Annotated in this window: 24 protein-coding genes and 1 tRNA gene; 7 read left to right on the top strand and 18 right to left on the bottom strand. The window is 71.9% G+C overall.

Going from position 1 to position 22669, the window contains the following annotated elements; all coding sequences use genetic code 11:
• Positions 1–21: 21 nt before the first annotated feature.
• Positions 22–852, bottom strand: a complete 831-nt coding sequence (locus tag CP984_RS19020; RefSeq protein ID WP_003978985.1) for a hypothetical protein — start codon at positions 850–852, stop codon at positions 22–24.
• 299 nt (positions 853–1151) lie between these two features.
• Here CP984_RS19020 and CP984_RS19015 point away from each other — a divergent pair, with 299 nt between their 5' ends.
• Both CP984_RS19015 and CP984_RS19010 read left to right on the top strand, forming a co-directional pair.
• Positions 1152–1646, top strand: a complete 495-nt coding sequence (locus CP984_RS19015) for an ATP-binding protein (protein WP_003978986.1) — start codon at positions 1152–1154, stop codon at positions 1644–1646.
• Positions 1647–1986: 340 nt separating this feature from the next.
• A complete protein-coding gene (locus CP984_RS19010) occupies positions 1987–2658 on the top strand; it encodes a TetR/AcrR family transcriptional regulator (protein ID WP_003978987.1) in 672 nt (223 codons plus the stop codon).
• 95 nt (positions 2659–2753) lie between these two features.
• On the opposite strand, the gene CP984_RS19005 is transcribed toward CP984_RS19010, so the two are convergent.
• From CP984_RS19005 to CP984_RS18995, 3 genes are all read right to left on the bottom strand, one after another.
• A complete protein-coding gene (locus tag CP984_RS19005) occupies positions 2754–4226 on the bottom strand; it encodes an aminopeptidase P family protein (RefSeq protein ID WP_003978988.1) in 1473 nt (490 codons plus the stop codon).
• Positions 4227–4418: 192 nt separating this feature from the next.
• Positions 4419–6002 (bottom strand): PP2C family protein-serine/threonine phosphatase, encoded by a 1584-nt coding sequence (locus CP984_RS19000; protein ID WP_003978989.1) that lies wholly within the window; start codon positions 6000–6002, stop codon positions 4419–4421.
• Between the two features lie 48 nt (positions 6003–6050).
• Positions 6051–6338 (bottom strand): hypothetical protein, encoded by a 288-nt coding sequence (locus tag CP984_RS18995; protein WP_125519975.1) that lies wholly within the window; start codon positions 6336–6338, stop codon positions 6051–6053.
• A 334-nt stretch (positions 6339–6672) separates the two neighbouring features.
• Between CP984_RS18995 and CP984_RS18990 the strand changes: the two genes are divergently transcribed.
• Positions 6673–7395 carry a bifunctional DNA primase/polymerase gene (locus CP984_RS18990; RefSeq protein WP_003978990.1) on the top strand — a complete coding sequence of 241 codons (723 nt, stop codon included), beginning with the start codon at positions 6673–6675 and terminating at the stop codon, positions 7393–7395.
• Positions 7396–8033: 638 nt separating this feature from the next.
• Positions 8034–8345: a hypothetical protein gene (locus CP984_RS42815; protein WP_317985622.1), complete on the top strand. Its 312-nt coding sequence runs from the start codon at positions 8034–8036 to the stop codon at positions 8343–8345.
• Positions 8346–8725: 380 nt separating this feature from the next.
• On the opposite strand, the gene CP984_RS18980 is transcribed toward CP984_RS42815, so the two are convergent.
• The 3 genes from CP984_RS18980 to CP984_RS18970 form a co-directional block, all read right to left on the bottom strand.
• On the bottom strand, positions 8726–9694 hold the full coding sequence (locus CP984_RS18980; RefSeq protein WP_003978992.1) for a DUF5926 family protein: 969 nt from the start codon (positions 9692–9694) through the stop codon (positions 8726–8728).
• 400 nt (positions 9695–10094) lie between these two features.
• Positions 10095–10745 (bottom strand): ATP-binding protein, encoded by a 651-nt coding sequence (locus CP984_RS43105; protein ID WP_003978993.1) that lies wholly within the window; start codon positions 10743–10745, stop codon positions 10095–10097.
• 230 nt (positions 10746–10975) lie between these two features.
• A complete protein-coding gene (locus tag CP984_RS18970; protein WP_003978994.1) occupies positions 10976–11818 on the bottom strand; it encodes a glycerophosphodiester phosphodiesterase in 843 nt (280 codons plus the stop codon).
• A gap of 306 nt (positions 11819–12124) precedes the next feature.
• Here CP984_RS18970 and CP984_RS18965 point away from each other — a divergent pair, with 306 nt between their 5' ends.
• Both CP984_RS18965 and CP984_RS18960 read left to right on the top strand, forming a co-directional pair.
• Complete coding sequence (locus CP984_RS18965; RefSeq protein WP_031019551.1) at positions 12125–13960, top strand: trypsin-like peptidase domain-containing protein; 1836 nt, start codon at positions 12125–12127, stop codon at positions 13958–13960.
• Between the two features lie 43 nt (positions 13961–14003).
• Positions 14004–14090 (top strand) — tRNA-Ser (locus CP984_RS18960).
• Positions 14091–14163: 73 nt separating this feature from the next.
• Here the strand turns inward: CP984_RS18960 and CP984_RS18955 are convergent.
• The 5 genes from CP984_RS18955 to CP984_RS18935 form a co-directional block, all read right to left on the bottom strand.
• Complete coding sequence (locus CP984_RS18955) at positions 14164–15588, bottom strand: tyrosine-type recombinase/integrase (RefSeq protein ID WP_226048674.1); 1425 nt, start codon at positions 15586–15588, stop codon at positions 14164–14166.
• An 81-nt stretch (positions 15589–15669) separates the two neighbouring features.
• Positions 15670–15861, bottom strand: coding sequence for a helix-turn-helix transcriptional regulator (locus CP984_RS18950; protein WP_003986237.1), 192 nt, complete (start codon positions 15859–15861; stop codon positions 15670–15672).
• A gap of 137 nt (positions 15862–15998) precedes the next feature.
• Positions 15999–17246 carry a DUF3631 domain-containing protein gene (locus tag CP984_RS18945; RefSeq protein WP_003986238.1) on the bottom strand — a complete coding sequence of 416 codons (1248 nt, stop codon included), beginning with the start codon at positions 17244–17246 and terminating at the stop codon, positions 15999–16001.
• A 172-nt stretch (positions 17247–17418) separates the two neighbouring features.
• Positions 17419–18333, bottom strand: coding sequence for a bifunctional DNA primase/polymerase (locus CP984_RS18940; RefSeq protein ID WP_003986239.1), 915 nt, complete (start codon positions 18331–18333; stop codon positions 17419–17421).
• Positions 18330–18626, bottom strand: a complete 297-nt coding sequence (locus CP984_RS18935; protein ID WP_139679693.1) for a hypothetical protein — start codon at positions 18624–18626, stop codon at positions 18330–18332. The genes CP984_RS18940 and CP984_RS18935 overlap by 4 nt, the downstream gene beginning before the upstream one ends.
• Before the next feature lie 148 nt (positions 18627–18774).
• On the opposite strand from CP984_RS18935, the gene CP984_RS18930 reads away from it, so the two are divergent.
• Positions 18775–19803: a hypothetical protein gene (locus CP984_RS18930; RefSeq protein ID WP_202480746.1), complete on the top strand. Its 1029-nt coding sequence runs from the start codon at positions 18775–18777 to the stop codon at positions 19801–19803.
• 48 nt (positions 19804–19851) lie between these two features.
• On the opposite strand, the gene CP984_RS18925 is transcribed toward CP984_RS18930, so the two are convergent.
• From CP984_RS18925 to CP984_RS18900, 6 genes are all read right to left on the bottom strand, one after another.
• Positions 19852–20268: a hypothetical protein gene (locus CP984_RS18925; RefSeq protein WP_003986244.1), complete on the bottom strand. Its 417-nt coding sequence runs from the start codon at positions 20266–20268 to the stop codon at positions 19852–19854.
• Positions 20269–20354: 86 nt separating this feature from the next.
• The gene (locus CP984_RS18920) at positions 20355–20756 is read right to left on the bottom strand and encodes a hypothetical protein (protein WP_003986245.1); all 402 of its coding nucleotides are present in this window, start codon (positions 20754–20756) and stop codon (positions 20355–20357) included.
• Between the two features lie 166 nt (positions 20757–20922).
• Positions 20923–21369, bottom strand: coding sequence for a single-stranded DNA-binding protein (ssb, locus tag CP984_RS18915; protein ID WP_003986246.1), 447 nt, complete (start codon positions 21367–21369; stop codon positions 20923–20925).
• Between the two features lie 19 nt (positions 21370–21388).
• Positions 21389–21886 carry a MazG-like family protein gene (locus CP984_RS42810; protein WP_003986247.1) on the bottom strand — a complete coding sequence of 166 codons (498 nt, stop codon included), beginning with the start codon at positions 21884–21886 and terminating at the stop codon, positions 21389–21391.
• 8 nt (positions 21887–21894) lie between these two features.
• Positions 21895–22362 carry a hypothetical protein gene (locus CP984_RS18905; protein WP_003986248.1) on the bottom strand — a complete coding sequence of 156 codons (468 nt, stop codon included), beginning with the start codon at positions 22360–22362 and terminating at the stop codon, positions 21895–21897.
• A gap of 33 nt (positions 22363–22395) precedes the next feature.
• Positions 22396–22590 (bottom strand): hypothetical protein, encoded by a 195-nt coding sequence (locus CP984_RS18900; protein ID WP_003986249.1) that lies wholly within the window; start codon positions 22588–22590, stop codon positions 22396–22398.
• Positions 22591–22669: the final 79 nt, after the last annotated feature.

Here is a 22669-nt window from a genome sequence, read left to right as displayed (position 1 = left end):
CGGGATGTGCGGTGGGTGTCGTCAGGCCGCCAGGGCCAGGGCGGGCGGGCCCCGCCTGACGACACTGTGCTGGAGGGCGAGTTCCTTCGGGCGGGCTTGGTCATCGCCGTACGAAAAACGCGCCACGGGACGGGCGTCCACGGCGCCCAGGAGCCCGGCGCACAGGACGCGTACGAGCGCCAGCGTGCCGCGCAGCGCGCCGACGAGCGCTTCCGCCACGGCCGCCGCTTCCCGCGCCGCGGGCGCGGACAGCCGTACGAGGCGCCACAGGGCGGCCTCGCCGCGGCGCAGCAGCCAGCCGGCGGCGAGCGCCGCGAGCAGGTGCGCCAGCAGCATCGGCAGCGAGGGCAGCAGCCCGTGCGCCGCCGGGGCCGACGTGGCGGCCTGGTCCATGACGTGCCCGGCGGTGCCGGGGCCCGCCGGGCCGATCGCGGAGACGTCCAGGATGCGGCGCGCCTCGGCGCCGTCCAGCCGCCCGGCCCCGAGCCCGCAGGTCACATGCCGTGCGAAGGCGATGGCTGCCTCGTCGGAGAGGCCGCCGGACGCCGGGGCGGACATCGGCGCCGCGGCCATACGGTGCTGGCCCAGCGCGAAGACGGAGTGCAGCGCGAGCTGCCCGACGGCCAGCGCCACGGCGATGCCCGGCAGGGAGCGCTCCCGGCCGGCCAGCGGAGCGGCGACGGCGAACACCGCCGCGCAGCCCACGCCCAGCGTCCACACCGGGACCGCGGCGCACGACCCGATCATGTGCCCGGCCGCGGACAGCGCGACACAGACCGCGGTGAACACCGCGGCCCTCAGCAGCCGCAGGTCCGCGGCGGCGCGCTCTTCGGGGTCGGACGGGGCAGTCATGGCGGCGCCATCATCCCACTGCGCCCACCGCTCCCGTACGGCAGGTCCGCCGCTGCGTACCCGGCGGATCGCGCCATTCCGGTACGGGCAGGTCAGGGCCGGGGCGCGCGCCGGGGCGGCGCCGGCGCGATCACCACGGGCGCCGGGGCGCACGCGGGCGCATGCCCCGACCCGTTACACCGGCGGGCGTCGCCGGTACATCCGCCGAATGGGCGGAGTCACGTCCCGCGCACGCTTACGGACCATGCGCCCCGGCAATACGTATCGATATGTCGAGCCGCGACCAGGAGGCTACAGCGATGAGCATCTGGTGGTCCCTGCATCTGCGGCGCGAGGCCGCGAGCGTCCCGCTCGCCCGGCGGCTCCTGCTGGGCACGATGGAGACGGCCGGGGTGGACCCGGACATCTCCCACGACCTGTCCGTCGCCCTCTCCGAAGCGTGTGCGAACGCCGTCGAACACGGTGGCGACGCCGCCACGGAGGACTACCGGGTCACCGCCTTCATCAACGGCGACACCTGCCGTATCGAAGTCACCGATTCCGGTCCCGGTTTCCGGGAGCGGACCCGCAGGCCCAAGCGCCCCGGGCGGAGCGGCACGCCCGATACCGCCGCGCCGCCCCCACCCATGGCAGCCCCCGCCCCGGCCCAGGCCGAACACGGACGGGGGCTGTTTCTGATCGAGGCCCTGACCGACCACGTCCGTTACCGCAACCGCTCCGGGCGGTGCGGTGCGGTGGTCAGCTTCGACAAGATCCTCAAGTGGAAGGAGGAGGTGCCACTGATGGCGTCGTGAGGGGGGAGTTCCGCCCGTGGGCCGGCGCCGCCGCCCCGCGCGGACGCGACATGCCGAAGAAGTACGGGGAACCGTCGCCCGACGCGCGCCCGGACCGCGCCCGTCCCGCCCCGGAGACCGCCGAGCGGCGCGGTCCCGCAAGGGGAGGACGTCCCCCGCCGCGTCCCCGTTTGCCGCGGGATCCGCGCACACCCAGCTCTAACGCGAGACGACTCGCGTTAGCGTTCTGGACGATACGTGGCCGGAACTCGCACTGCAATACGGAGCCGCCTTGAACACAGCGCAGCCACCTCCCGGCGCGTCCCGGCCGGGGGGACGTACCGCGCGAACGCGACAAGCCGTGCTGGACGCGGCCTTCCAGGAGCTGGGGGACGGCGGGTACGCGGCGCTCACCGTGGAGCGGATCGCCCAGCGCTCCGGCGTGCACGCCGCGACGATCTACCGCCGCTGGCGCACCATCGAGCGGATCGTCTGCGAGCTGATGGTCGACATCAGCGCCGAGGTGCCGCTCCCGGACACCGGGGCGCTCGCGGACGACCTGCGCGCGCTGGCCCGCTCGATCGCCGCCTTCTACGCGGAGCCGCGCTTTCGCGGGCTGCTGGAGGCGGTGGTCTCCGCCGCCGCGCGCGAGCCCGCCGCCGCCGATGTGCTGCGGGAGTTCTTCGAGGAGCGGCTGCGGCTGGCCGGCCGTATGGTGCACCGCGCCGTGGAGCGCGGCGAACTGGCCGGCGGCGCCGACGCCGACGAGATCATGGCCGCCCTGGGCGCGCCCTTCTACTACCGGCTGCTGATCGCCCGCCGCCCCATCGACCTGCGGCTGGCCGACCGCGCCGCCGAGGCCGCCTGGACGGCCGCCCGGGCCGGGATCTTCACGCGCGGGCCGCAGGACGCAAAACCCGGGAACGCCGAACTTCAGAGCGCCGAATCGCAGGACGCGGAACCCGGCACCGCGGATCTTCAAAGCGCCGAACCCCGGAACGCGGAACCCGGAAACGCCGGAGGCGGCCGGTGACCCCGCGCGGGGCCACCGACCGCCTCCGGTCAGCCGGTTCCGTATCCGGTCAGCCGACCCGGTATCCGGTCAGCCGATTCCGTGTACGGCCGTGATCAGGCCCGCTGGCGGGTCAGCCGGGCCATCCACGCCTCGACCTCGTCCGAGCGGCGCGGCAGCGCGGCGGACAGGTTCCGGTTGCCGTCCTCGGTGACGAGGATGTCGTCCTCGATACGGACGCCGATGCCGCGGTACTCCTCCGGGACGGTCAGGTCGTCCGCCTGGAAGTACAGACCGGGCTCGACGGTCAGCACCATGCCGGCCTCCAGCGTCCCGTTCACGTACGTCTCCGTACGGGCGACGGCGCAGTCGTGCACGTCCAGGCCGAGCATGTGGCCGGTGCCGTGCAGCGTCCAGCGGCGCTGCAGCCCCAGCTCCAGCACCCGGTCGACCGGGCCCTCGACCAGGCCCCACTCGACCAGCTTCTCGGCGAGCACGCGCTGCGCCGCGTCGTGGAAGTCGCGGAACGCGGCGCCCGGCTTGACCGCCGCGATGCCGGCCTCCTGGGCCTCGTACACCGCGTCGTAGATCTTGCGCTGGAGGTCGGTGTACGTGCCGTTGATCGGCAGCGTACGGGTGACGTCCGCGGTGTAGAGGGTGTTCGTCTCCACGCCCGCGTCCAGCAGGAGCAGGTCGCCGGAGCGGACCTGGCCGTTGTTGCGGACCCAGTGCAGCGTGGTGGCGTGCGGCCCGGCGGCGCAGATCGAGCCGTAACCGACGTCGTTGCCCTCGACGCGGGCGCGCAGGAAGAACGTTCCCTCGATGTAGCGCTCGCTGGTCGCCTCGGCCTTGTCGAGGACCTTCACGACGTCCTCGAAACCGCGCACGGTCGAGTCGACCGCCTTCTGCAGCTCGCCGATCTCGAACTCGTCCTTGATCAGGCGCGCCTCGGAGAGGTACACCCGCAGCTCTTCGTCGCGCTCGGCGGTGACCTTGTCGGCCAGCGCCGCCTCGATGCCGGCGTCGTGGCCGCGCACCACGCGGACCGGGCCGGTGGCCTCGCGCAGCGCGCCGGCCAGCTCGCGCACGTCCGCGCAGTCCACGCCGAGCAGCGCGGCGGCCTCGGCCAGGCTGTTGCGGCGGCCGACCCACAGCTCGCCCATGCCGTCCAGCCAGAACTCGCCGTTCTCGCGGTTGGAGCGGGGCAGCCGGTAGAGGGTCGCGTCGTGGCCCTCGCCGTTCTCGCGGGGCTCCAGGACGAGCACGCTGTCCTCGGTCTGGTCGCCCGTGAGGTGGACGTACTCGGTCGCGGCGCGGAAGTCGTACTCGGTGTCGTTGGAGCGGGTCTTCAGGTTGCCCGCCGGGATCACCAGGCGCTCGCCGGGGAAGCGGCGGGACAGTGCCTCGCGCCGCCGGGCCGTGTTCGGCGCCTGCTCGATGGGCTCCAGGTCGCGCAGCTCGGTGTCCGCCCAGCCCGTCTTCATGCTCGCGGCGAGCTCATCCGATACGCCCGGGTAAAGGCCGTTCTTACGCTGCTTGATCGGCTGCTCGTCCTCGTCCGGGGTCTCCGGCGTGAGCTCGTCGGTCACTATGCCTCCTTGTAAGACTGCACCGCGTTCCATCGTAAGTGCGAAGGGAACGGGGTCCAGGGGTCGGAAGCGGTGAGATATCGGACAGGTCGGGCAGGGCGGTACGAGGGCCCGCGGCGACGCCCGGCCCGCCTTCGGCGCGGCCCGGACGAGGCCCCCACGCCAGGCCGATCAGTGGACCGGCCGCGGCCCTCACTCGAAGTACGCCGCGAGCAGCACCACGTCCTCCGGGGACTCCGGGTCGTCGATCCCGTGCGGCAGCAGCGTCCGCAGCAGATGGTCCACGAGCGCGTCGGGGTCGTGGCGTACGGCCCGGGGTACGCCGGCGGCGGCCGAGTGGAGCCGGGCGAAGGCGCGGTCCATCGATTCGCCGGTGCGGCGCAACAGCCCGTCACTGTAGAGAAGAAGGGTTTCTCCTGGCGCCGGTGCCAGCTCCACGCTCGGCGCTTCCCAGCAGGCCAGCATGCCCAGCGGCGCGGACAGCGAGGTCTCCACGTACTCGGTGCGCCGGTCGCCGATGATCAGCGGCGGGCAGTGGCCCGCACCGGCCAGCACGATCCGGCGGGCGGCCGTGGCGCTGCCCGGCCCGTACGTCCCGTACGCACCGGGTACGGACCCCGGTGTACCCGGCCCGTTCGGCCCGCCCGGCCCGCCCGGCGGCGCCTCCGCGAAGGCGAACAGCGCCGTGGCGCTCCGGGCCGGCTCGGTCAGCCGCAGCAGCAGTTCGAGGTCGGAGAGGACCGCGACCGGGTCCTCGCCCTCCATCACCGCGTACGCCCGCAGCGAGGCGCGCAACCGTCCCATGGCGGCCACCGCGCCCGGCCCCGAGCCGGTGACGGAGCCGACCGCCAGGCCCAGCGCGCCGTCCGGCAGCGGCAGCGCGTCGTACCAGTCGCCGCCGCCGAGCGGCCCGGCGCCGTGCCGTACCGCGAGCCGCACGCCGGGAACACGGGGCAGCCGGCTGGGCAGCAGCTCCTCGCGCAGTGTGGCCACGGTCTGCCGCTGGCGGTGCAGTTCCAGGAGGCGGGCGAGGTGGGCGGTGGCGTATCCGAGGTAGAGGCCGACGAGGTGGCGCTGCCGCTCGGCGGGCTCGGCGGGTTCGTCGTAGAGCCAGACCGCGGCGCCGAAGCGGCCGACCGGGTCGGCGTCCAGCGGCACGGCGTAACTGGCCGCGTACCCGAGGCGCGCTGCGACCTCGCGCAGGCGGGGGTCGAGGCCGGGCTCGCCGGGGATGTCGGGCTGGGCGATGTCGCCGCGCCCGCAGGCGACGCAGCCGGAGCCGTCCGGGGGCGTGCCGTCCGGGGGCGCGGAGGCCGCCGGACCGCCGTCCTGGTGTGCGTCGGGCCGGTCACGAGGGTGGTCACGAGGGCCGTGCTCGCGCCCGTCCGGCTCGGGCAGCCCGTCGAGGATGCGGCCGAAGGAGAGCGCGCGGCGCGGCACGGTCTCGATGTGGCCGATGTCCGCCTGCCCCAGTCCGAGGCCGACGGTGGTGTCCGGGCCCCGGCCGTCGCGCGGTTCGAGGACCACCAGTCCGCGCCGGGCGCCCACCAGGGAAGCACCGGCGCGCAGCAGCTCCTGGAGAGCGGCTTCGAGGGTCTGTGTACGGGCCAGCCGCTCGGTGAGGTCGTGCAGCGTGGTCAGGTCGGAGATCCAGCCGGCGAGCCGGTCCTGGACGGCCGCGGAGCGGGCCTCGGTCGGGGTGTCCGCAGGGGCTGGTGCGGTTGCGGACTCGGCAGTGTGCGTGGGGGCGGGAAGTGCTGGTTCGATTCCAGCCACTTTCGGAACGTGAGGGGTGGTCATGGCCGACGGCTTACGCAGTGCCGCTCAAAGCCCCAGGTCAGGCCGCTTGGTGGCGAGGGAAGCGGCACTTTGTTGAGTCGTGTTGAGTAGTGTTTCGAACTGCTCAATTTCCTCAATAGCATCGCAAACCCCCATGTCATGTTGCTCCGCTATCAATGCCTCCACATGTACACGCCCCGGTGACACGATGTCCAGCATTGTCCCCGTGGGGTTTGTGGTGTCAACGAGACGGGGAAGTTGGCCGGAAAATATCCCCCCGAACGTCAATTTGAGGTCGACTGGCGGCGTTCGACAGTGCGTCATCACCACCATGGCGGGTACGTACTCGGAAAGGTGCGGGGTCAGTTGGAGCCGCGCCGGAACTCTCCGACGGGCACGGGCGTCTAACACCTCGACGACCGCGCCGCACCGCACCCCCAAGTGGCGGATCTGCTCCACGGGACAAGCAAGCGCCATGCGCGCGCCACCCTCCGCCACGTTCCACGCTCGGCGTATGGCGTGATGCGCTGCTCCGTACACGCAGTGACCACAGATCCACGTGGCGTTCAGGGGTTCGCAGGAGCCGTGACACACCACGCAGCGGCACGAACCGGCATGTAGTGCGATGGACATAGCCCTCGGCGTTAACGGAAAGGAACGAGCGCTCATGCGCGAGATCCTCGGAAGGCGACGCAAGCTCCAGCTCCGGCGCGGCGGAAGGCAGGCACTGCTCGGTGCGGCACTCCACTGTGCCACCGAGTGGCAGTGGCCCGTACTCCCGGGCGTCGGACTGCGGACCGGCGGGAAACAGGCGGGCGGCAAACCGTCCGGGGGGCGGCACGGCCGCGCCGAGCGCGGGACGCGCCCGTGCAGCTGTCCGGATCCGGACTGCGTGGTGCCCGGCGCCCACCCCTTCGACCCCGGCCTGTTCGCGGCCACCACCGATGCCCGCATGGTGCGTTGGTGGTGGACCAACCGGCCTACCGCGCCCCTCCTCCTGGCCACCGGAGGCCGTGCGCCCTGCGCGCTCAGCCTGCCGGCCGTCGCCGGCGCGCGGGCCCTGGCCGCGCTCGACCACTTCGGCGTCCGGGTCGGCCCGGTCGTCGCCACCCCCACCCGCTGGTCGCTGCTGGTCGCCCCGTACTCCCTCGCGGAGCTGGGCGAGTTGCTGCACTCCCGGGACTGGGTGCCCAGTTCGCTGCGCTTCCACGGCGAGGGCGGTTACGTCGTCCTGCCGCCCTCGCAGATCGGCGCGGGCAAGGTCCGCTGGGAGCGCTCGCCGGGCACCGGAGCGGCCGCCCCCTGGCTGCCGCAGGTGGAGACCATCGTGGACGCCCTGGTCACCGCGAGCACCAGTGCCCCGGACGGGGGAAGCCGGCTCGCGTACTGAAGGCGCGGGGTTTTTGCTCCCTGCCCCTCGGAATCCCCGTCCTTCGGAATCCCCGTCCCTCGGCCCCCCGCCCCCGGAACCCCTCCCCCGAAACGTCCCTCCGGGACGCGCCCCCCTCCCGGAACCCCCTCCGACCGTCCGGATCTCCTCCGACCGTCCGGACCACCGGCACCCCGAACCGCTCGCTGCGGCGTAAGAACGCGCGGGCGGTTCACTCGTATGAGTGTGAGCAGCCCGGTAGTGGCGGGGATTCGGGGGCGCGGGCCCGTTATGTGCCCGTTCCGGCCCGATATGTTCGGCGGACCGTCAATCCGGCGGTCAATCCCTCGCCCTGACAACCGCAGGTGGGTCTTATGGAGCGTGCGCCGAACCTCCGCATGATCGCGCTGGCCAGCACGGTGGCGCTCGCCGTCGCGCTGCCGCTGGCCGCAGCGACCGCGGGTCCGGCTGAATCTGAACGGTCGGCCCCGGACGGCTTCGCAACCGCTCCACAATCGGACGGTCAAACTCCGGTACGTACCGGCCTGCCCGGCGCGCCGAGCGCGGGGGCGCGTACAGGTGCGGGCACGGGTGCGGCGCAGACGGCCGCCGGCCACCGGAAGGCCCACTGCGGGCCGGAACTGGCTTCACCCGAAGGAGTGGAAGCTCAGACATGTGTTCTCGCCGAAGGGGGACGGTCCTGGGCGCGTACGTACTACCGCAACACGTCCGGCGGGCCCCTGCGGGCCGTGCTGACCCTGATGCGGCCGGACGGCCGGACCGTCCAGGCGTACTGCGAGATTCCGGCCGGTGACGAGCCCGGGACCTGCGAAACCCCGCGCGAGCCGACCGTGGGCGGCGGCGTGGCGCCGTACACCGCGGTGGCGGAGGTCGCCGACGCGCGGGGCGAGCGCAAGCTGCTGCGCGCCGGCAGCAATGCGCCGACGTACGGGCGTGGTTCGGACCAATGACGGTACGGGGGCGGGCCTGGCGCTCCGGGAACGTCCCTGGTGGCCGGGGAGCGGCGTGCGGGGCTGCGGGAGCCGGACGGTGCGGAGCGGGCCGGGCGGGGTTGCCACAGGTCCGTCCGGGCGCCCTCCCGGGATCGGGCCGGGGCGGTCCGCCGGTCCTCCGGACGCGGACATGGAAGCGCCCGGTCGCTGGCGACGGGGGATGCACCAGCGACCGGGCTCCTAGAACGGTAACAAGAGATCCGCGGTTCGCAAATTCGATCGTGGAATTCCGGACGCGTATTTACCGGTCGGTACGGCGAGTTGTGACCAGAGTCACGTTCCCGGTCACGGTCCGGCGGCCCGCGGCGCGCCCGTCGGCCACGGACCGCCGACCGCGGTCAGCTCAGCGTCACCTGACGGTTGGTGAGCCCGCCGCGGGCGCGGCGCTCCTCCGGCGTCAGCGGCGCGTCCGAGGCGAGCGCCGTGGCGAGCCGCTCGGCGAAGGCGGCGGCGGGCTTGGCCACGTCGTCGGCGCTCATGCCGGACGGCAGGTCCCAGACCGGTACGACCAGGCCGTGCGCCCGGAACGACCCGACCAGACGGGTGCCTTCGCCCAGCGAGGAGGCGCCGGCGGCGTGCAGCCGGGCCAGCGCGTCCAGCAGCTTCTCCTCCGGGTGGGCCATCACCCAGCGCAGGTGGTTCTTCTCGGGCGTCTCGCACCAGTACGCGCCCTCCAGACCGGCCAGCCGCTCGGTCGGGATGGCCGCGGCGTTCGCGCGCTCCAGGGAGGCGGCGACCTCGCCCGTCGCGTTCTCGGCGTCCTCCACCCAGAACTCGAAGCCGCTGTGGACCTGCGGCTCGAACGGGGCGGCCGGGTCCAGCAGGTCCTGCAGGCGCGGGCCGTCCGCCGCGGCGCGCTCGGCGGCTACCGGGGTGCCCGGCTCGGCGGCCAGCGCGCGCCGCAGCGTGTCGGCGAGGTCGCGGCTGAGGTCGCCCGAGGCGGTGTCGTTCTGGAGGCCGAGCAGGACGGCGCCGTTGTCGCGGCGCAGCGCGGGCCAGGCCATGGGCAGGACGGTCGCCAGCGTCACCGACGGGACGCCCTCCGGCAGCCCGTCCTTGAGCGTCAGCTCGACGGTGGCGGCGGGCACCAGCTCGCGCAGCGCCACCCAGTCGCACTCGCCCTGAAGGCCCTCGAAGGGACGCTGCACCAGCTCGGTCACGGCATGTGCCGCGGTCCGGCCGTGGCACGCCTTGTAGCGGCGGCCCGAGCCACAGGGGCAGGGCTCGCGTGCCCCGACGACGGGCACCTCGCCGTCCTTGATCTGCGGTGCTGCGGCCTTGGTCTGGGGGCGGCGCTTCTTGGCCATGGCGAGGCGTTCTCCTGGTCGATCCTGGGCGTACGGACGCGTTCCGGCGCGAGCCTAGACGACTGGGCTGCGCACCGCGCCGCGCACCAGGGGCCCCGGGTGTGCTTCCGCCTCACGGGCCGCCGAGGGGCCCGTCCACGGCCCGGGACCGTATGGGCCACCGGAATTGGTCCCACGGGACCGCTCGTCGCCGTACGGCCGTGTCGCCGCCACGCGCGGCGCCGGTACGGTCCCGCGGTGTACGGGCCGGCCGCGGGGCGCGTATGCGGTACGGACGGCGCCGGGCGGGCCCGTACGGGCGCCATGAGCCGTCGGACGGGGCCCGGGCGGCCCGGATGATCCGGACCGTCCCGCGCCCCCCTGCGGCACCGGCCTCGACGCCGGCCGCACCGGCCCGGCCTCAGCCGCCCGACCGGTCGAACTCCACCAGCGCCAGCACCGGCCGCCCGCCGCCCGCTTCCCGCCCTGCGGCCGACGCCGGTTCGGGTACGGGAGCCGGCTCGTCGGTACGAAGGGCCTGCTCACCAGCCGGTTCCGGCATGCGGTCGGTGAGCGGCACACCGGATGCGCGCCCCGGGGACACCGGGGTGGGCCGCCCGCCGCGTACCCCGCCGGTGAAGTCGGCGGAGAGCTCGGCCGGGAGGTCAACGCGCGTAGCGAACGAGCCGCGCAGGCCGTGCAGGGCGAGCAGGGCCCAGACCGTCACCTCGCCCTCCGTGTCCTCCACGCCCCATTCCTTGGCGAGGGACCGGATGATGGCGAGCCCGCGGCCGCCCTTGGCGGTGACCGAGGGCGTGGACGGCTGTGGCCGGGTCGGACCGCCGCCGTCCGTGACGGAGATGGTCAGCTGGCCGTGTGCGTCGATGCGCCACGCCGCCCGTATCGCGTCCGGCGCCGCGTCACCCGCGGCGCCCCGTACGGAACCGGCCGTCTCCTGCGTGCATATCGGACGTGCATACCGGCATGAATTGCTCAGCAGTTCGGAAAGAATGAGTACCGCGTCGTCGATCACGGTGTCCTGAACACCGCTTGCCAGCAGTTCCTCTCGCATGCGCCGCCTGGCCGAACCGACCCCCGACGGACCATGGGGTACGGCCATGATCGACGCCGTCGGCACCTCTTGTGCCACCATCAACGCCACCCCCGAGACCTCCTTCGCCCCACGCCACGGGATGGATGCCCCAATGGCCTGGACCGGAAACCGGCCAGTCCCGGTGCGGTGACGCACTCGTAACGATCGGATACGGGTCGAATGCGCCGGTGCACTCCCTGTGACGGGCGTTAGTCCAGGCCCAGTTGGGCTCGTACCTGTTTGGGGCGGTTGGTGATGATTGCGTCCACTCCCAGGCGTTCACACAGCTCTACATCCGCCTCATCGTTGACGGTCCAGACGTGCACCTGATGGCCCGCGCGGTGTGCCTTGGCGACGTACTCGGGATGGGCGCGCAGGATGCGGACACCCGGCCCGGCGATGCCGACGCCGGGCGGCAGCCGGCCGTCGCGATGGCGCGGCGTCAGGAACTGCATCAGGTACACACCAGGGATGTCGGGGGCCGCCGCCCGTACCCGGTGCAGCGACCGGGCCGAGAAACTCATGACGCGCACCGCGGGCGGACCGTCGGCCGACGCCTTGGTGTGGCCGAATCTCGTCAGTAGCGCGACGAGCCGCTCCTCCACCTGACCGGCCCAGCGGGTCGGATGCTTGGTCTCGATGGCCAGCTCGACCCGGCGGCCCGCGTCGGCGACGAGTTCGAGAAGTCGCTCCAAGGTGAGGACGGAGGTGCGCTCCGGGTCCTCGTGCTGGCGGTCCGGCGCCTCGCCGGCGGTGTCCTCGTCCTCCTTCCAGGAGCCGAAGTCCAGCGCCGCCAGATCGGCCAGCTCCAGCGCGGAGACCGCGCCGCGCCCGTTGGAGGTGCGGTTGACCCGGCGGTCGTGCACACAGACGAGGTGGCCGTCCGCGGTGAGCCGCACATCGCACTCCAGTGCGTCGGCGCCGTCCTCGATCGCCCGGCGATAGGCGGCCAGGGTGTGTTCCGGCGCGTCCTCGGACGCGCCACGATGGGCTACGACGGAAATGCGGGAGGGGCCCGGGGTGCGGTCCCGCAGCGGGTACGCGGTGGTCACCGGGTTATCGTGCCATCGCTCGCGGGAGGGACGCCTTGTGCACTACCTGATCCGCATAACATCGGATGCGCGCGGTATGTCCGGGATAAAGGATGGGGAGACAGTCACAGCCTCGGCTTACGGCGGCCTGACGCGTGGTGGGAAAGGCTTGCCCCCGGGACAGTCGCCGGTACCGCCTGCCCGTCGCCCGTACGCCAGGGGCTGTCCGTACACCAGGGGCCCACGCCGCATCCTGGAGACCGAACCGCATCCTGAAGGAGAGGCCGGGCCGCGGCCCGGCACCGTCGCGAAGCTGAGGAGAGAGCCGTGAGCACCGAGAACGAGGGCGCCGCCGTCCCGCCGGAGGCCCAGCCGCCGACGGCGCCCCAGGCGTCGGACCGCGCACCCGAGGCCGGTGCGCGTACTTCGGACGGCCCAGGTGCGCGCGATACGGCGGGTACGCAGAACGCCCCGGCCACGGGCGGCGCGGCGGAACCGCAGGGCGCATCGGCGTCGGGCACGCCGGCCCCGGCAGCGCCTGAGGGCACGGCGGGGGCGCAGGCCACACCGAGCGCGCCGGACCCGGCCGCCCCTTCGGGCACCGGCGAAAGCGGCCGGGCCGCCACCCCGCCGGCCCCCGCCGCACCCCCGCCGCCTGAGTTCGCGCCGACGGCCGGGCAGGCGGGTGCGAGCGCGGCGGACGGCGCTCCCGGCCGTACGCAGCAGTTCACGAAGCCGGCGGAGCCCCAGGGGCACGGACAGGGCCACCCGCAGGGGCAGGCCCATCACCCGCAGGGGCAGGCCGAGGCCCACCACCCCCAGGACACCGGCCCGTACGCGGGCACCCAGCCCCCCTCCGGCGGCGAGGGCGCACACCAGCCACACCCGCACGCACACCAGGCGCCGCCGCCCGCGTACGCGACGGCGCACGGAGCTTCCGACGGCGGCTGGGGCGGCCCCACGCCCCCCGGCTACGGAGGCGGCGCGGGCGGCCCGGGTGACGTGTGGGGCGCCCCGGGCGCGCCCGCGCCGAAGAAGCGCCGCAACGGCGGTCTGATCGCGGCCGTGCTCGTCGCCGCGCTGGTGGCCGGCGGCATTGGCGGCGGCATCGGCTTCTGGGCCGCCAACCGCAACGACACGAACTCGACGACGGTCTCCGCGTCCGGCGACCCCGAGGCGCTCAACCGCAAGCCCACCTCCGTCTCCGGGATAGCGCAGAAGGCGCTGCCCAGCGTCGTGACCATCGAGGCGCAGGGCGCGACCGGCGAGGGCGGCACCGGCACCGGCTTCGTCTACGACAAGCAGGGCCACATCCTCACCAACAACCACGTCGTCGCGAGCGCCGCCCAGGGCGGCCGGCTGACCGCCACGTTCTCCAACGGCAAGAAGTACGACGCCGAGGTCATCGGCCGGGCCCAGGGCTACGACGTCGCCGTCATCAAGCTGAAGAACCCCTCCGACGCCAACCTGGTGCCGCTCCCGCTCGGCAAGTCCGCGAACGTCCAGGTGGGTGACGCGACGATCGCCATCGGCGCGCCCTTCGGCCTGTCCGGCACGGTCACCACGGGCATCATCAGCGCCAAGAACCGCCCGGTGGCCTCCAGCGACGGCGGCGGTGCGACCCCCTCGTACATGAGCGCCCTCCAGACGGACGCCTCCATCAACCCGGGCAACTCCGGCGGCCCCCTGATGGACGCCACCGGCAGCGTCATCGGGATCAACTCGGCCATCCAGTCCGCGGGCAACGGCGGCGGCGGTTTCGGCGGCGAGAGCCAGTCCGGCAGCATCGGCCTGGGCTTCGCCATCCCGATCGACCAGGCCAAGCGGGTCGCGGGCGACCTGATCAAGAAGGGCCAGCCGGTCTACCCGCAGATCGGCGCGCAGGTCCTGATGCGCGACACCGGCGACGGCGCGACCATCGCCCGCGAGGGCGGCGCCGACGGCTCCGCCTCGGTCACCCCGAAGGGCCCCGCCGACCAGGCCGGCCTGAAGCCCGGCGACACGATCACCAAGCTGGACAACACCATCATCGACAGCGGCCCCACCCTGATCAGCACCATCTACCAGCACAAGCCGGGCGACAAGGTGACCCTCACCTACAAGCGCGACGGCAAGGAGCACACCGCCCAGGTAACCCTGGGCCAACGCACGGGCGACAAGTGACGCGCTAGTCTGATCCCCGCGCCACCGTCCTCCGGCGGCGCGGGGAGGCTTGCCCGAGCGGCCTAAGGGAACAGTCTTGAAAACTGTCGTGGCGGCAACGCCACCGTGGGTTCAAATCCCACAGCCTCCGCCGAGGTCAGCGAACTAGCTGGTCAGAAGGGGTGCCCGAGCGAATCGGGCACCCCTTCTGCGTTTGGGGTGTCTCACCTTGGATCGCCCGTGTCCCACCTCCGACCAGGGTGTATGGACGGGGTGTGGACGGGATCGGCGTCCTTGCTCTCCTGTTCCGCCGCACGCATACCCCGCTCGATCAGGGCATTGGCTTGGTCGCGTCGTCCGTCGAGCACCTTGGCGTAGAACTTGTAGAGCACCGCCACGCTGTGGCCGGCACGACGGGCAACCTCGGTCGGATCAACGCCGGAAGCGAGCCAGAAGGAGATGCCAGCCTTCCGGTTGGCGTACGGCTTCTTTGCGAAGGGCGTACGCCACTGGCTCTCGGGCAGGGCGACCAAGCGGGCCTCCTGCCATACCTCCGCGTACTCCTTGCTGAGCAAAACCCCGCCTTCGGCTGACCGGAACAGCCGCCCGTCGGGTGCCGTCCCGTATCGCTCAATGTGAGCACGCAGCATCCTCACCAGCACGGGCGGGATCGGAACATCACGTACAGAGGAGCGGGCCCGCCGTTTCAGCCCGCGCTCTTCGTATGACTCGCCGTCATCCGTCCACGAGGCCCCTACCCGCGAAGTACTGCCCGAGAGCAGCACCTCACCCCACCCCGATTCGGGGAGCGTGCAGTCGGCTTCCCGAAGGTTCATCGCTTCCGCTGGCCGGGTGGCAGCGTGATAGATGCACCCGAAGAATGCTTGTAGGTGTTCGCCGCGCGGGCCCAGCGTCCCGACAGCATCGATGAGCGCTACGGCCTGCCGAGGGTTAGGGACGTAACGCCAGTCGATCTCGTCATCTGTCGCCGGCGGAGACCAGTCGATGGACGGCAGCGGATTTACTGCCATGCGTTTCCGTTCTACGGCGTACCGAAGAGCGTTGTTGAAGACCGTACGACGGTTCGTGATGGTGGTAGCTGCTGCGCGCTTTCCGTCGAGCCGCGTGCTCAACGCCTTCAGTGCGGCGCGGACCGTTTCGGAGTTCTCCTCCAGCTCGGACAGGGGGATGGCCTTGGCGCCGACCCACGTCAAAGCAGCCGCGAGCTTTTCCGAAGGGGGCTCGCGATGGTCGGAGAAGTTGAATGCATAGCCGGTCAGTGCACGCCGTAGGGTCGCCGGCGAGGGCGCCCCCTTCGAGTCCTTGACCAGCGCCGCAGTGACTGCCGCAAGAGCGTCTGCGCGTGTGGCTCGGCCCTTCGCCGACGCGGCCTCACCCCACTTCATCTTGGCGTAGTCCTTGGCGTGATCGAACCACGTTACTTTGGGCTTTCGTGCAGCCACCTCAGATCTGGGCAGGCCGGTTTCGACATCGAATTGCTCGCCCCTTTGGGCAGCGGCCATGAGTTGGGCTCGTCGGCCGTCAGCCAAGGTTTTGGTGGCGAAACTGATTGCATGCGGCTTGTTACCGACCTTCCAGCGGACCTGGTACGGCTTCGGGTACTGCGGGCGCACGCGAATCGCGTACATCTTGAACTCAAAGGTCAGCAGGGTTGCCTCCTGCGTATGCGAAGCGGGCCCGGAGAACCGGGCCCACTGAAGGTGGTCAGGTCAGGCGACGGGCTTCTGCTCGTGCTGCTGCCACCAGGCGTCCAGGTCGGCGCGGCGGCAGCGGAGTTGCCCGTTGGGGAGCTTGATGAAGCGGGGGGCCTGACCGCGAGCGCGCATTCGGTAGAAGGCGGCGCGGCTCATGTCGATCTCTTCGAGGACTTCGTGGAGCTTGAGCATCTTCCGGCTGGACACGGTGTGCGACTCCTTTGCGGCAAGCGGGGCCGCTGCCCCTCTTCTCACAAGTCCGCTACGTCCGCTACATCCGCTACACCCCAGGTCAGAGCCATGATTTTTGTAGCGGATTGGTGGCGTGTAGCGGATAGGTCCCGCTACGCGGTGCGGGAAAGGACCGGCGGGGGTGTGGCGCTCGTATCCGCTACATGCTCCGTATCCGCTACATCGATCATGCTGTTGACCTGCGGTGTAGCGGATGTAGCGTACGTAGCGGACCTGGGGGAGGACGGGGGGCAGTACCGCATCCAGGCGTCGGCGAGATCTTCCGCGTAGTAGCCCCGGGGGGTCCCGGAGGTGGTGCGGATGGGCCGGGTCCGGATCGGCTCGTTGGCGCCGGTCACGTACTCCTTGAGCATCTTGGCCAGGCTGCGGGGGGTCAGATGCCGGCCGTCCATGTCCCCCCACGGCGAATCTTCCAGATTGTGGAGTTTGCGAAGAATTTCGGCGGTGGGCATCCGGTCGGCGCCGCAGAACACCCTGTCCCGCAGGTCGGTCAGGAGCTGGACGCCCAGGGACGCCGGTTCGCCGTCCTTGGCCGCGGCGACCAGTTCCACGCAGGCCGCGCGGGCCCGCTCCGGCCAGGTGCCGCCGGCGGCTTCGGCCACGGCCAGCAGCGGCTCCCACACGTCCGCCGGCCGGTCGGAGATGCCCTCGGGAAGTTCCGGCCAGGCATCGGTCACCTGTGCGCGCACCTGGTCGGCCCATGCGGCGAGCCGGTCGCGCAGGGCGTGCCCTTCCTTGCCGTTGGTCCGCTGGCGGTAGGGCTCGATGTGCTCGTTGGGAGCCCGCTTGCGCATCCGGATGATGACGGAGCGGGTCAGGATCGTGTCGGGCAGGGAGCCGAGCCCGGCCATGGCGACGGCGCAGAACGATGGGAAGGGTACGGCGCTTTGGTTGGCGCCTTCCCCGACGCACCGCAGGGAACTCGCGCCGCGCCGGTAGCCGGAGTTCAGAAAGCCGCGAAGGTCTTCGTTGCCGCCGGCCTTGGGGCTGAAGATGGTGTCGATCTCGTCGAAGAGGATGGTGGGGCGGCCCTCTTCGCCTGTCACCACGCGAAAGAGGGCGTTGGCGGAGGCGTTGACGGTCGCCAGCGGGCGCGGCACCAGGGCTTCCACGATCTCCAGAGCCCGGCTTTTGCCGCTGCCGGGCTCGGGGGAGAGGAACGCCAGGCGGGCGGTGTTGTCGCCGCAGTCCACCAGGTGGGCGTGCGCGTCCCACAGAGTCACGGCCACGTAGGCGGCTTCCCTGGGGAAGATGTTGAAGCGGCGGTGGAAGCGCTCGACTTCATCCAGGAGTGCCGCACCGTCGATCGGGCTCGGTGCGTGCTGTGCGGGATCGTTCATGAGGCAGTCCTGTTCTTGGCGTCCGGCCGCAGAGCGGGGTGAAGAGCTGCATGGACGGCCTGACGGCCGCCGCCCTTCGGGCCGCGGGCTCCCGCCGAAGCCGCGAAGCGGCCAGCGGCGTACGGGCGGACGGGGTACGGAGGGAGGCTCTTAAGGGGCTGGGGGCGGGCGGTCATGCGGCCGTCCCGCCGTTGTGGCTGATGGACCAGTTCAGCGCGCTGGTGACGGCGGGCCGGCACTCGCGCTCGGTCAGACCGGCCGCCTCCCCCGCCCCATTAAGAGCCTCTTCCACCACGGCGTGGGGAAGGTCGCCAGAGGCCACCAGCCGCCCCAGGGCCCGCGCGGCGCGGACCAGGGTCCGGTTGCGGGTGCCTTCAGGGGCATGACGAACGCTGTCCGTCTCGTTGCGCAGCGCCGCCTGCGCGTACGCACCCGCCCGGCCTGGGGAAGGCAAGGTGACGGGGCCGCGGGCGCGGGGCGGGGGCGTGAGAGCAGCGAGCAGCCACGCGGGCAGGTCTGCCACCGGCGCATCGGCCACGACGTGGTAGTCCCCGGTCGCGGTGGTGCTGCCGGCGGCGACCACGTAGCCACCCCAGGCCCGGGTGTCGATGAGCGCGCCCAGCTTGCCGGCGGTGTTGTGCAGCCGTACGCCGTCCGGCGCGGCGAAGTACAGGTGCTGTCCGCCGCGGGCGCTCCGCACCGTGTAGGTGGTCGGCCAGGGCTGACCGGCGCGCTCGCAGAGCGCCAAGAAGCAGTTCGCGCCGTCAGGCGCGCCCTTCTCGTCCTTGTCCTTCGGCATGTCCAGGTCCACCACGAGCAGCCCGGCCGGGCCGGTGGCGATGCCGACGTTGTACGGGGCGTGAGTCCAGCAGCGTTCGATGCGGGTCGGATCGGTGGTGGCGCGCTGCTCCCACTTGCGGTGTCCGCCGGCGCATTCGCCGGTACGGGGGCAGCGTTCTTCCCCGTGCAGCGCCGGCGTCTTCGCGCCGGGCCGTAGTGGGTGGACGTGCCAGCCGCGATCGGCGGCGGCCAGTGCCGCGGCCAGCAGGGGCACTTGCGGAAGATCCATGGTCAGGGGCGCGCTCATGCCGCGGCCCTCGCATCCAGGGCACCGAGGTGGGCGCGGCCGGCGTGGGTGATGCGCACGGGGTCGGTGCGTCCGTTGCCTACGTCCACATAGCCGGCGGCATCCAGGGGGTGAAAGGTGCGGTCGGCCACCACGTAGGCGGTGCCGTCCAGGCGCCATCGGCCGCATGGTGCGGACATGAACACCACGCCCTGGCCGGTGTCGGCTCGGGCGATTTCGCGCAGCAAGCGGAGTGCGGCCGGTTTCAACGTCGGCTCGTTGGACGCTCGCGGAGCGGGGGCAGGTTGGGTCATGCTGGAGTCCTCCAGTGCACTTGGCGCTCTGTTGAGTTGTGCTGGGAAAGAGGGCGGCCCCGGTTTCATTGGCGTGAGAGGGGGCCGCCCTTGCTGCGCCGGTAATTGGGCGCGAGGGGTTGTCAGTGGGGGCGGTTAGATTCGCCGTATGACGACGCTTGAACTGGTGCCGGGCCTGGTGACGACGCGCGAGGCGATCGCAGCGGTCTACGGTTGCGGGACGTTTCAGGGAATTGAGCCGGCGGATGGGGCCGGCATGGTGTTCGTGTACTCCGACCCGTCCGCGGGCGCGGAGTACGGCTACACCTTCGACGGCCGCGCCGAGGATGACGAGTTCGGGCCGCTGTACCTGTACACCGGAGCCGGTGCCAAGGGCGACCAGAAGCCGTCCGGCCGCAACAGTTCCCTGCTCACGCACGCCGAAAAGGGCCGGGAGCTGCACCTGTTCGTTGCCCACGGCAAGGTGCGCGGCAGCGGAGCGATGCGGCAGCGCTACGTGGGCCAGATGGTGTTGGATGCCGTTCAACCGTACGAGCAGCGGTGGGCCCCGGGGGCCGATGGCGTGCTGCGGCGCGTCCTGGTTTTCCGTCTGCGGCCGGTGCCGGGCGCGACGCTGGACGAGGCGAACCCGATCGAGCCGGCCACGCAGGACACGCTCATTGAGCTGCCGGAGCCGCCCAAGGCATCACAGCCGCCGGCGAAGCCGGTGAAGGTGCCGCAGCAGACGCAGGCGAAGGACAAGCAGACCGAGCAGCACGCGACCGCGCAGACCACGGCGAACGTGACCGGCGGGAAGCGGGAGGTCATCCGGCGCGAGGGGCAGCTCGTGACCGCCTTTGAGGCCCACCTGAAGTCATTGGGGCACACGGTCAAGAGCTTCCAGATCACGGTCAAGGGCGAACGTGGCACGCTCGTACCGGACCTGTACGACGCGACCGACAACGCGCTGTACGAGGCCAAGGGCAAGAGCCGCCGGGAAGACGTGCGCATGGCCATTGGCCAGTTGCTCGACTACCGGCGCCACATCGGCGCCCCGCCCGGCCTGCGACTGGTCGTCCTGCTGCCGTCCCACCCCAGTGATGATGTGCGGGACCTGCTGACGACGGAAGGCATCCACCTGGTGGTGCAGACGAAGGCCGGCTTCGACGGCTTCCCGCTCCCCGCCGCGTCGGTGTAGGCGGGAGAGTGCCCCCGTCGTTGTGACGGGGGCACTCTCGGGGGCGGGCTAGGAGCCGGGCAGCAGGCGGGCAACCGACGCGGCGACGGCGGCGATGTCCTGCGCGGTGGCGCGGATGAGGCCGTTGGCGTCGGTGCGGCAGTACGCGCGGACGGCTGCGGCGATTGCCTCCATGAGACGGTCACCGTCTTGCCAGTAGACCGGTGTGGCCTCGTGGTCGGGGGTATCCATGCGGGCGTGCACCCACCAGCCGTCCCTACCGCCGACCCATCGCACGCCCTCGGAGCAAACGGAGCACAGCACCGGCGGTGCGGTCCGGTGGGTGGCTTCGGTGTAGAGCCGGCGCCGCCGGCCGTCCCGGGCCGCGTAGTCGCGGATTTCCTTGGTCAGACCGAAGGCCAGAGTCAGGTCAGAGCTGACCTTCGCAACGTCGGTGGGTTCGCAGATGACGCGGATTTCGAACACGGTTCTCCTCTGCTCGTTGATGCTGCTGCGGGCGCAACTGTTGGAGCGTGAGTGTTCAGCCGGAGTTGCCACGGCGCCAGGAGGCGTCAGCGACCGCGACGCGGGGGCGGGTTTCGGGGGCGGCGCCGCAGTTGCTCCGTACGCATGGCCAGGTCTTCCAGGGCGTGGGCCAGGGCAGCGGCGCGCGGATGCGGGGCGCCGGTCTGCTGCTCGAAGTCGGCCGTCACCTCGGCCACAAGCCGGTACAGGTGAGCGATGCACGGTTCGTGGAGCGGGTCGGCGGAGACCTCGGTGTATCCGGCCCGGTCCGGGACCCCTGTCACCGTGATGCGCTGACCGTGGCTGTCGGCCGCCCACCGCCCGGTGTCCGGGTCCTGCACCGCCGCCGTCAGCCCGTACACCCACTGCCTGGCTTCTTCATCGAAGACGATGCGGTCGAAGGCCTCTTCCCAATGGCGGCCATCCGGGCCGCGCAGGATCCGGTTCATGACGAGGCCCGGCGGCGGGTGAGCTGGTCGCTGCGGGCCCAGGTGGCGGCTCGCGGGATAGGGGCAGGTTGGGCCATGCTGAAGTCTCCGGTTCTCTTCAGAGGGCCTGGTGAGGCCGGGGCGACCGCAGGTCTTTGGAGAGATGCGGCGGTCGCCCCGGGCGTCCTTAGAACGGCGGCTCTTCATCCGTTTTCGCGGGGTTGCCCGCGGTGTTCCACGGGTCGTCGGCCGGGGCGGTGCCGTTGGTGCGCTTGCCTTCGATAGTGACGGTGGTGAAGCGCAGGGACGCGCCGATTTCATCAACTTCGACGGCGAGCATGGAGCGGTTCTCACCCTGCTCGGTCTGCCAGTTGTGCTGGCGGATGCGGCCGGAGAGCACCACGCGGGAACCCTTGGTGAGGGATTCCGCGACGTGTTCGGCCAGAGCGCGCCAGGTGGCGCAGCGGAAGAACGTAGAGGTGCCGTCCTTCCACTGGTTGGCTTCGCGGTCGAAGGTGCGCGGAGTGGAGGCGACGGTGAACCTGGCCAGGGCCTGGCCGCCGGTCGTGTACTTCAGTTCCGGGTCGGCGGTCAGGTTGCCGATGATGGTGACCGGGGTTTCTCCGAACGACATGAGTTTGCTCCTTCGCTGCTCAGGCGCGCTCAGAGGCGGCGGTGGTGAGGGCGGTCAGCCGCTGGCCGCGATGGGCGGCGACATCGGCGAGCAGCCGGGCGGGGTAGCCGGTGAAGTCGTGCAGAGCGACCATCGCGCTCAGGATCACGTCACACAGCTCGGCGGCCACATCGTCGGCGTTGTGGGTGATGCCCTTGCGGGGGTTTTGGCCGCGCACGCCGATGTACGCCTGCGCGGCTTCCCCGGCCTCTTCGGTGATCTTGAGCAGGCGCAGGGCGGTTTCCTCCGGGCTGCGGCCGTTGCGGTCGTCCAGCCAGGCCTTGACCGTCTTGGCGTGTGCCCACGGCTGCGCCGTGTCGGCGTGGTCGGGCTGGTGGTCGGCGGCGAGGTAGAGGCGGGTCTTGGCCTGGTCGCGCGCGGGAGCCTTCCGGATCGACTCGATGACGAAGGCGGCGGGCAGGGCGTTGACGATCTGTTCGGTTTCGGTGTTGTCGCAGGTGATGCGGATCTCGAACACGTTTCTCCTCAGGGGTTGTTGATGGTGCCGTTGGCGCGGCCAAAGAGGCCGTTGGCGGTGATGTTCTGGGTGATGTGTGCGGGTACGCGACGGCGGAGGGCGCGTACGACGGAGCAGGCGGCGATGCCGCCGGCGGCGATGAAGGCGACGGCGGCCCATAGGGCGTGGCTCACGGCGATGACTCCCGGTGCGGCGTAGGAGATGCCGACGCCGGCGGCGGCGACGCCGAATCCGATGGTCGGCGCGAGCAGCGCAACGGTCTTGGCCCACACCGGAATCGGCTGCCCACCGCCCCCGACCGGTACGACGGGTGGCGGGGCGGTGGGCTGGGTGTAGGCCAGGGTGCGGGCGCCTCCGGGCAGGGTGACCACCTCCACGCCGGGCGGGATCTCGCTCACGGGCAGCGGCGGGTAGGCCAGGTGCCCGGTGGCCTCGTACGGCGCGGGGGCGGTGGTGATCCGGTAGGGGTCGGGCACGGAGTCCTCCTTCGCGGGAGGTGCGGGCGCCGGTCAGCCGGCCAGGCTGGTGAGCGCGCCGGCGAGGGTTTCGCACAGGTTGTGGATGGGCCGGTAGGCGCCGGTGCCGGCGGCGAAGAAGCCGCACAGGAACACCACGATCGCGGGGCCGGGGCCGACGTAGCGGGCGCGCAGCAGCACGAGGGTGAGGATGGCGAAGAGCACGGCGGCGGAGATGCTGAGGGCCATGAGGCTCCTGTTCCGATCGGCGGATGGGGGCCGCGCGCCCGGCCGGACGGCTCCGGCGGGGAGCGCGCGGTGGTTACGG

It is taken from the genome of Streptomyces rimosus (assembly GCF_008704655.1).
GTDB classification, from domain to species: domain Bacteria; phylum Actinomycetota; class Actinomycetes; order Streptomycetales; family Streptomycetaceae; genus Streptomyces; species Streptomyces rimosus.
Note: the sequence above shows the minus strand (reverse complement) of the source record. Positions and strands in the feature narration are given on the sequence as shown.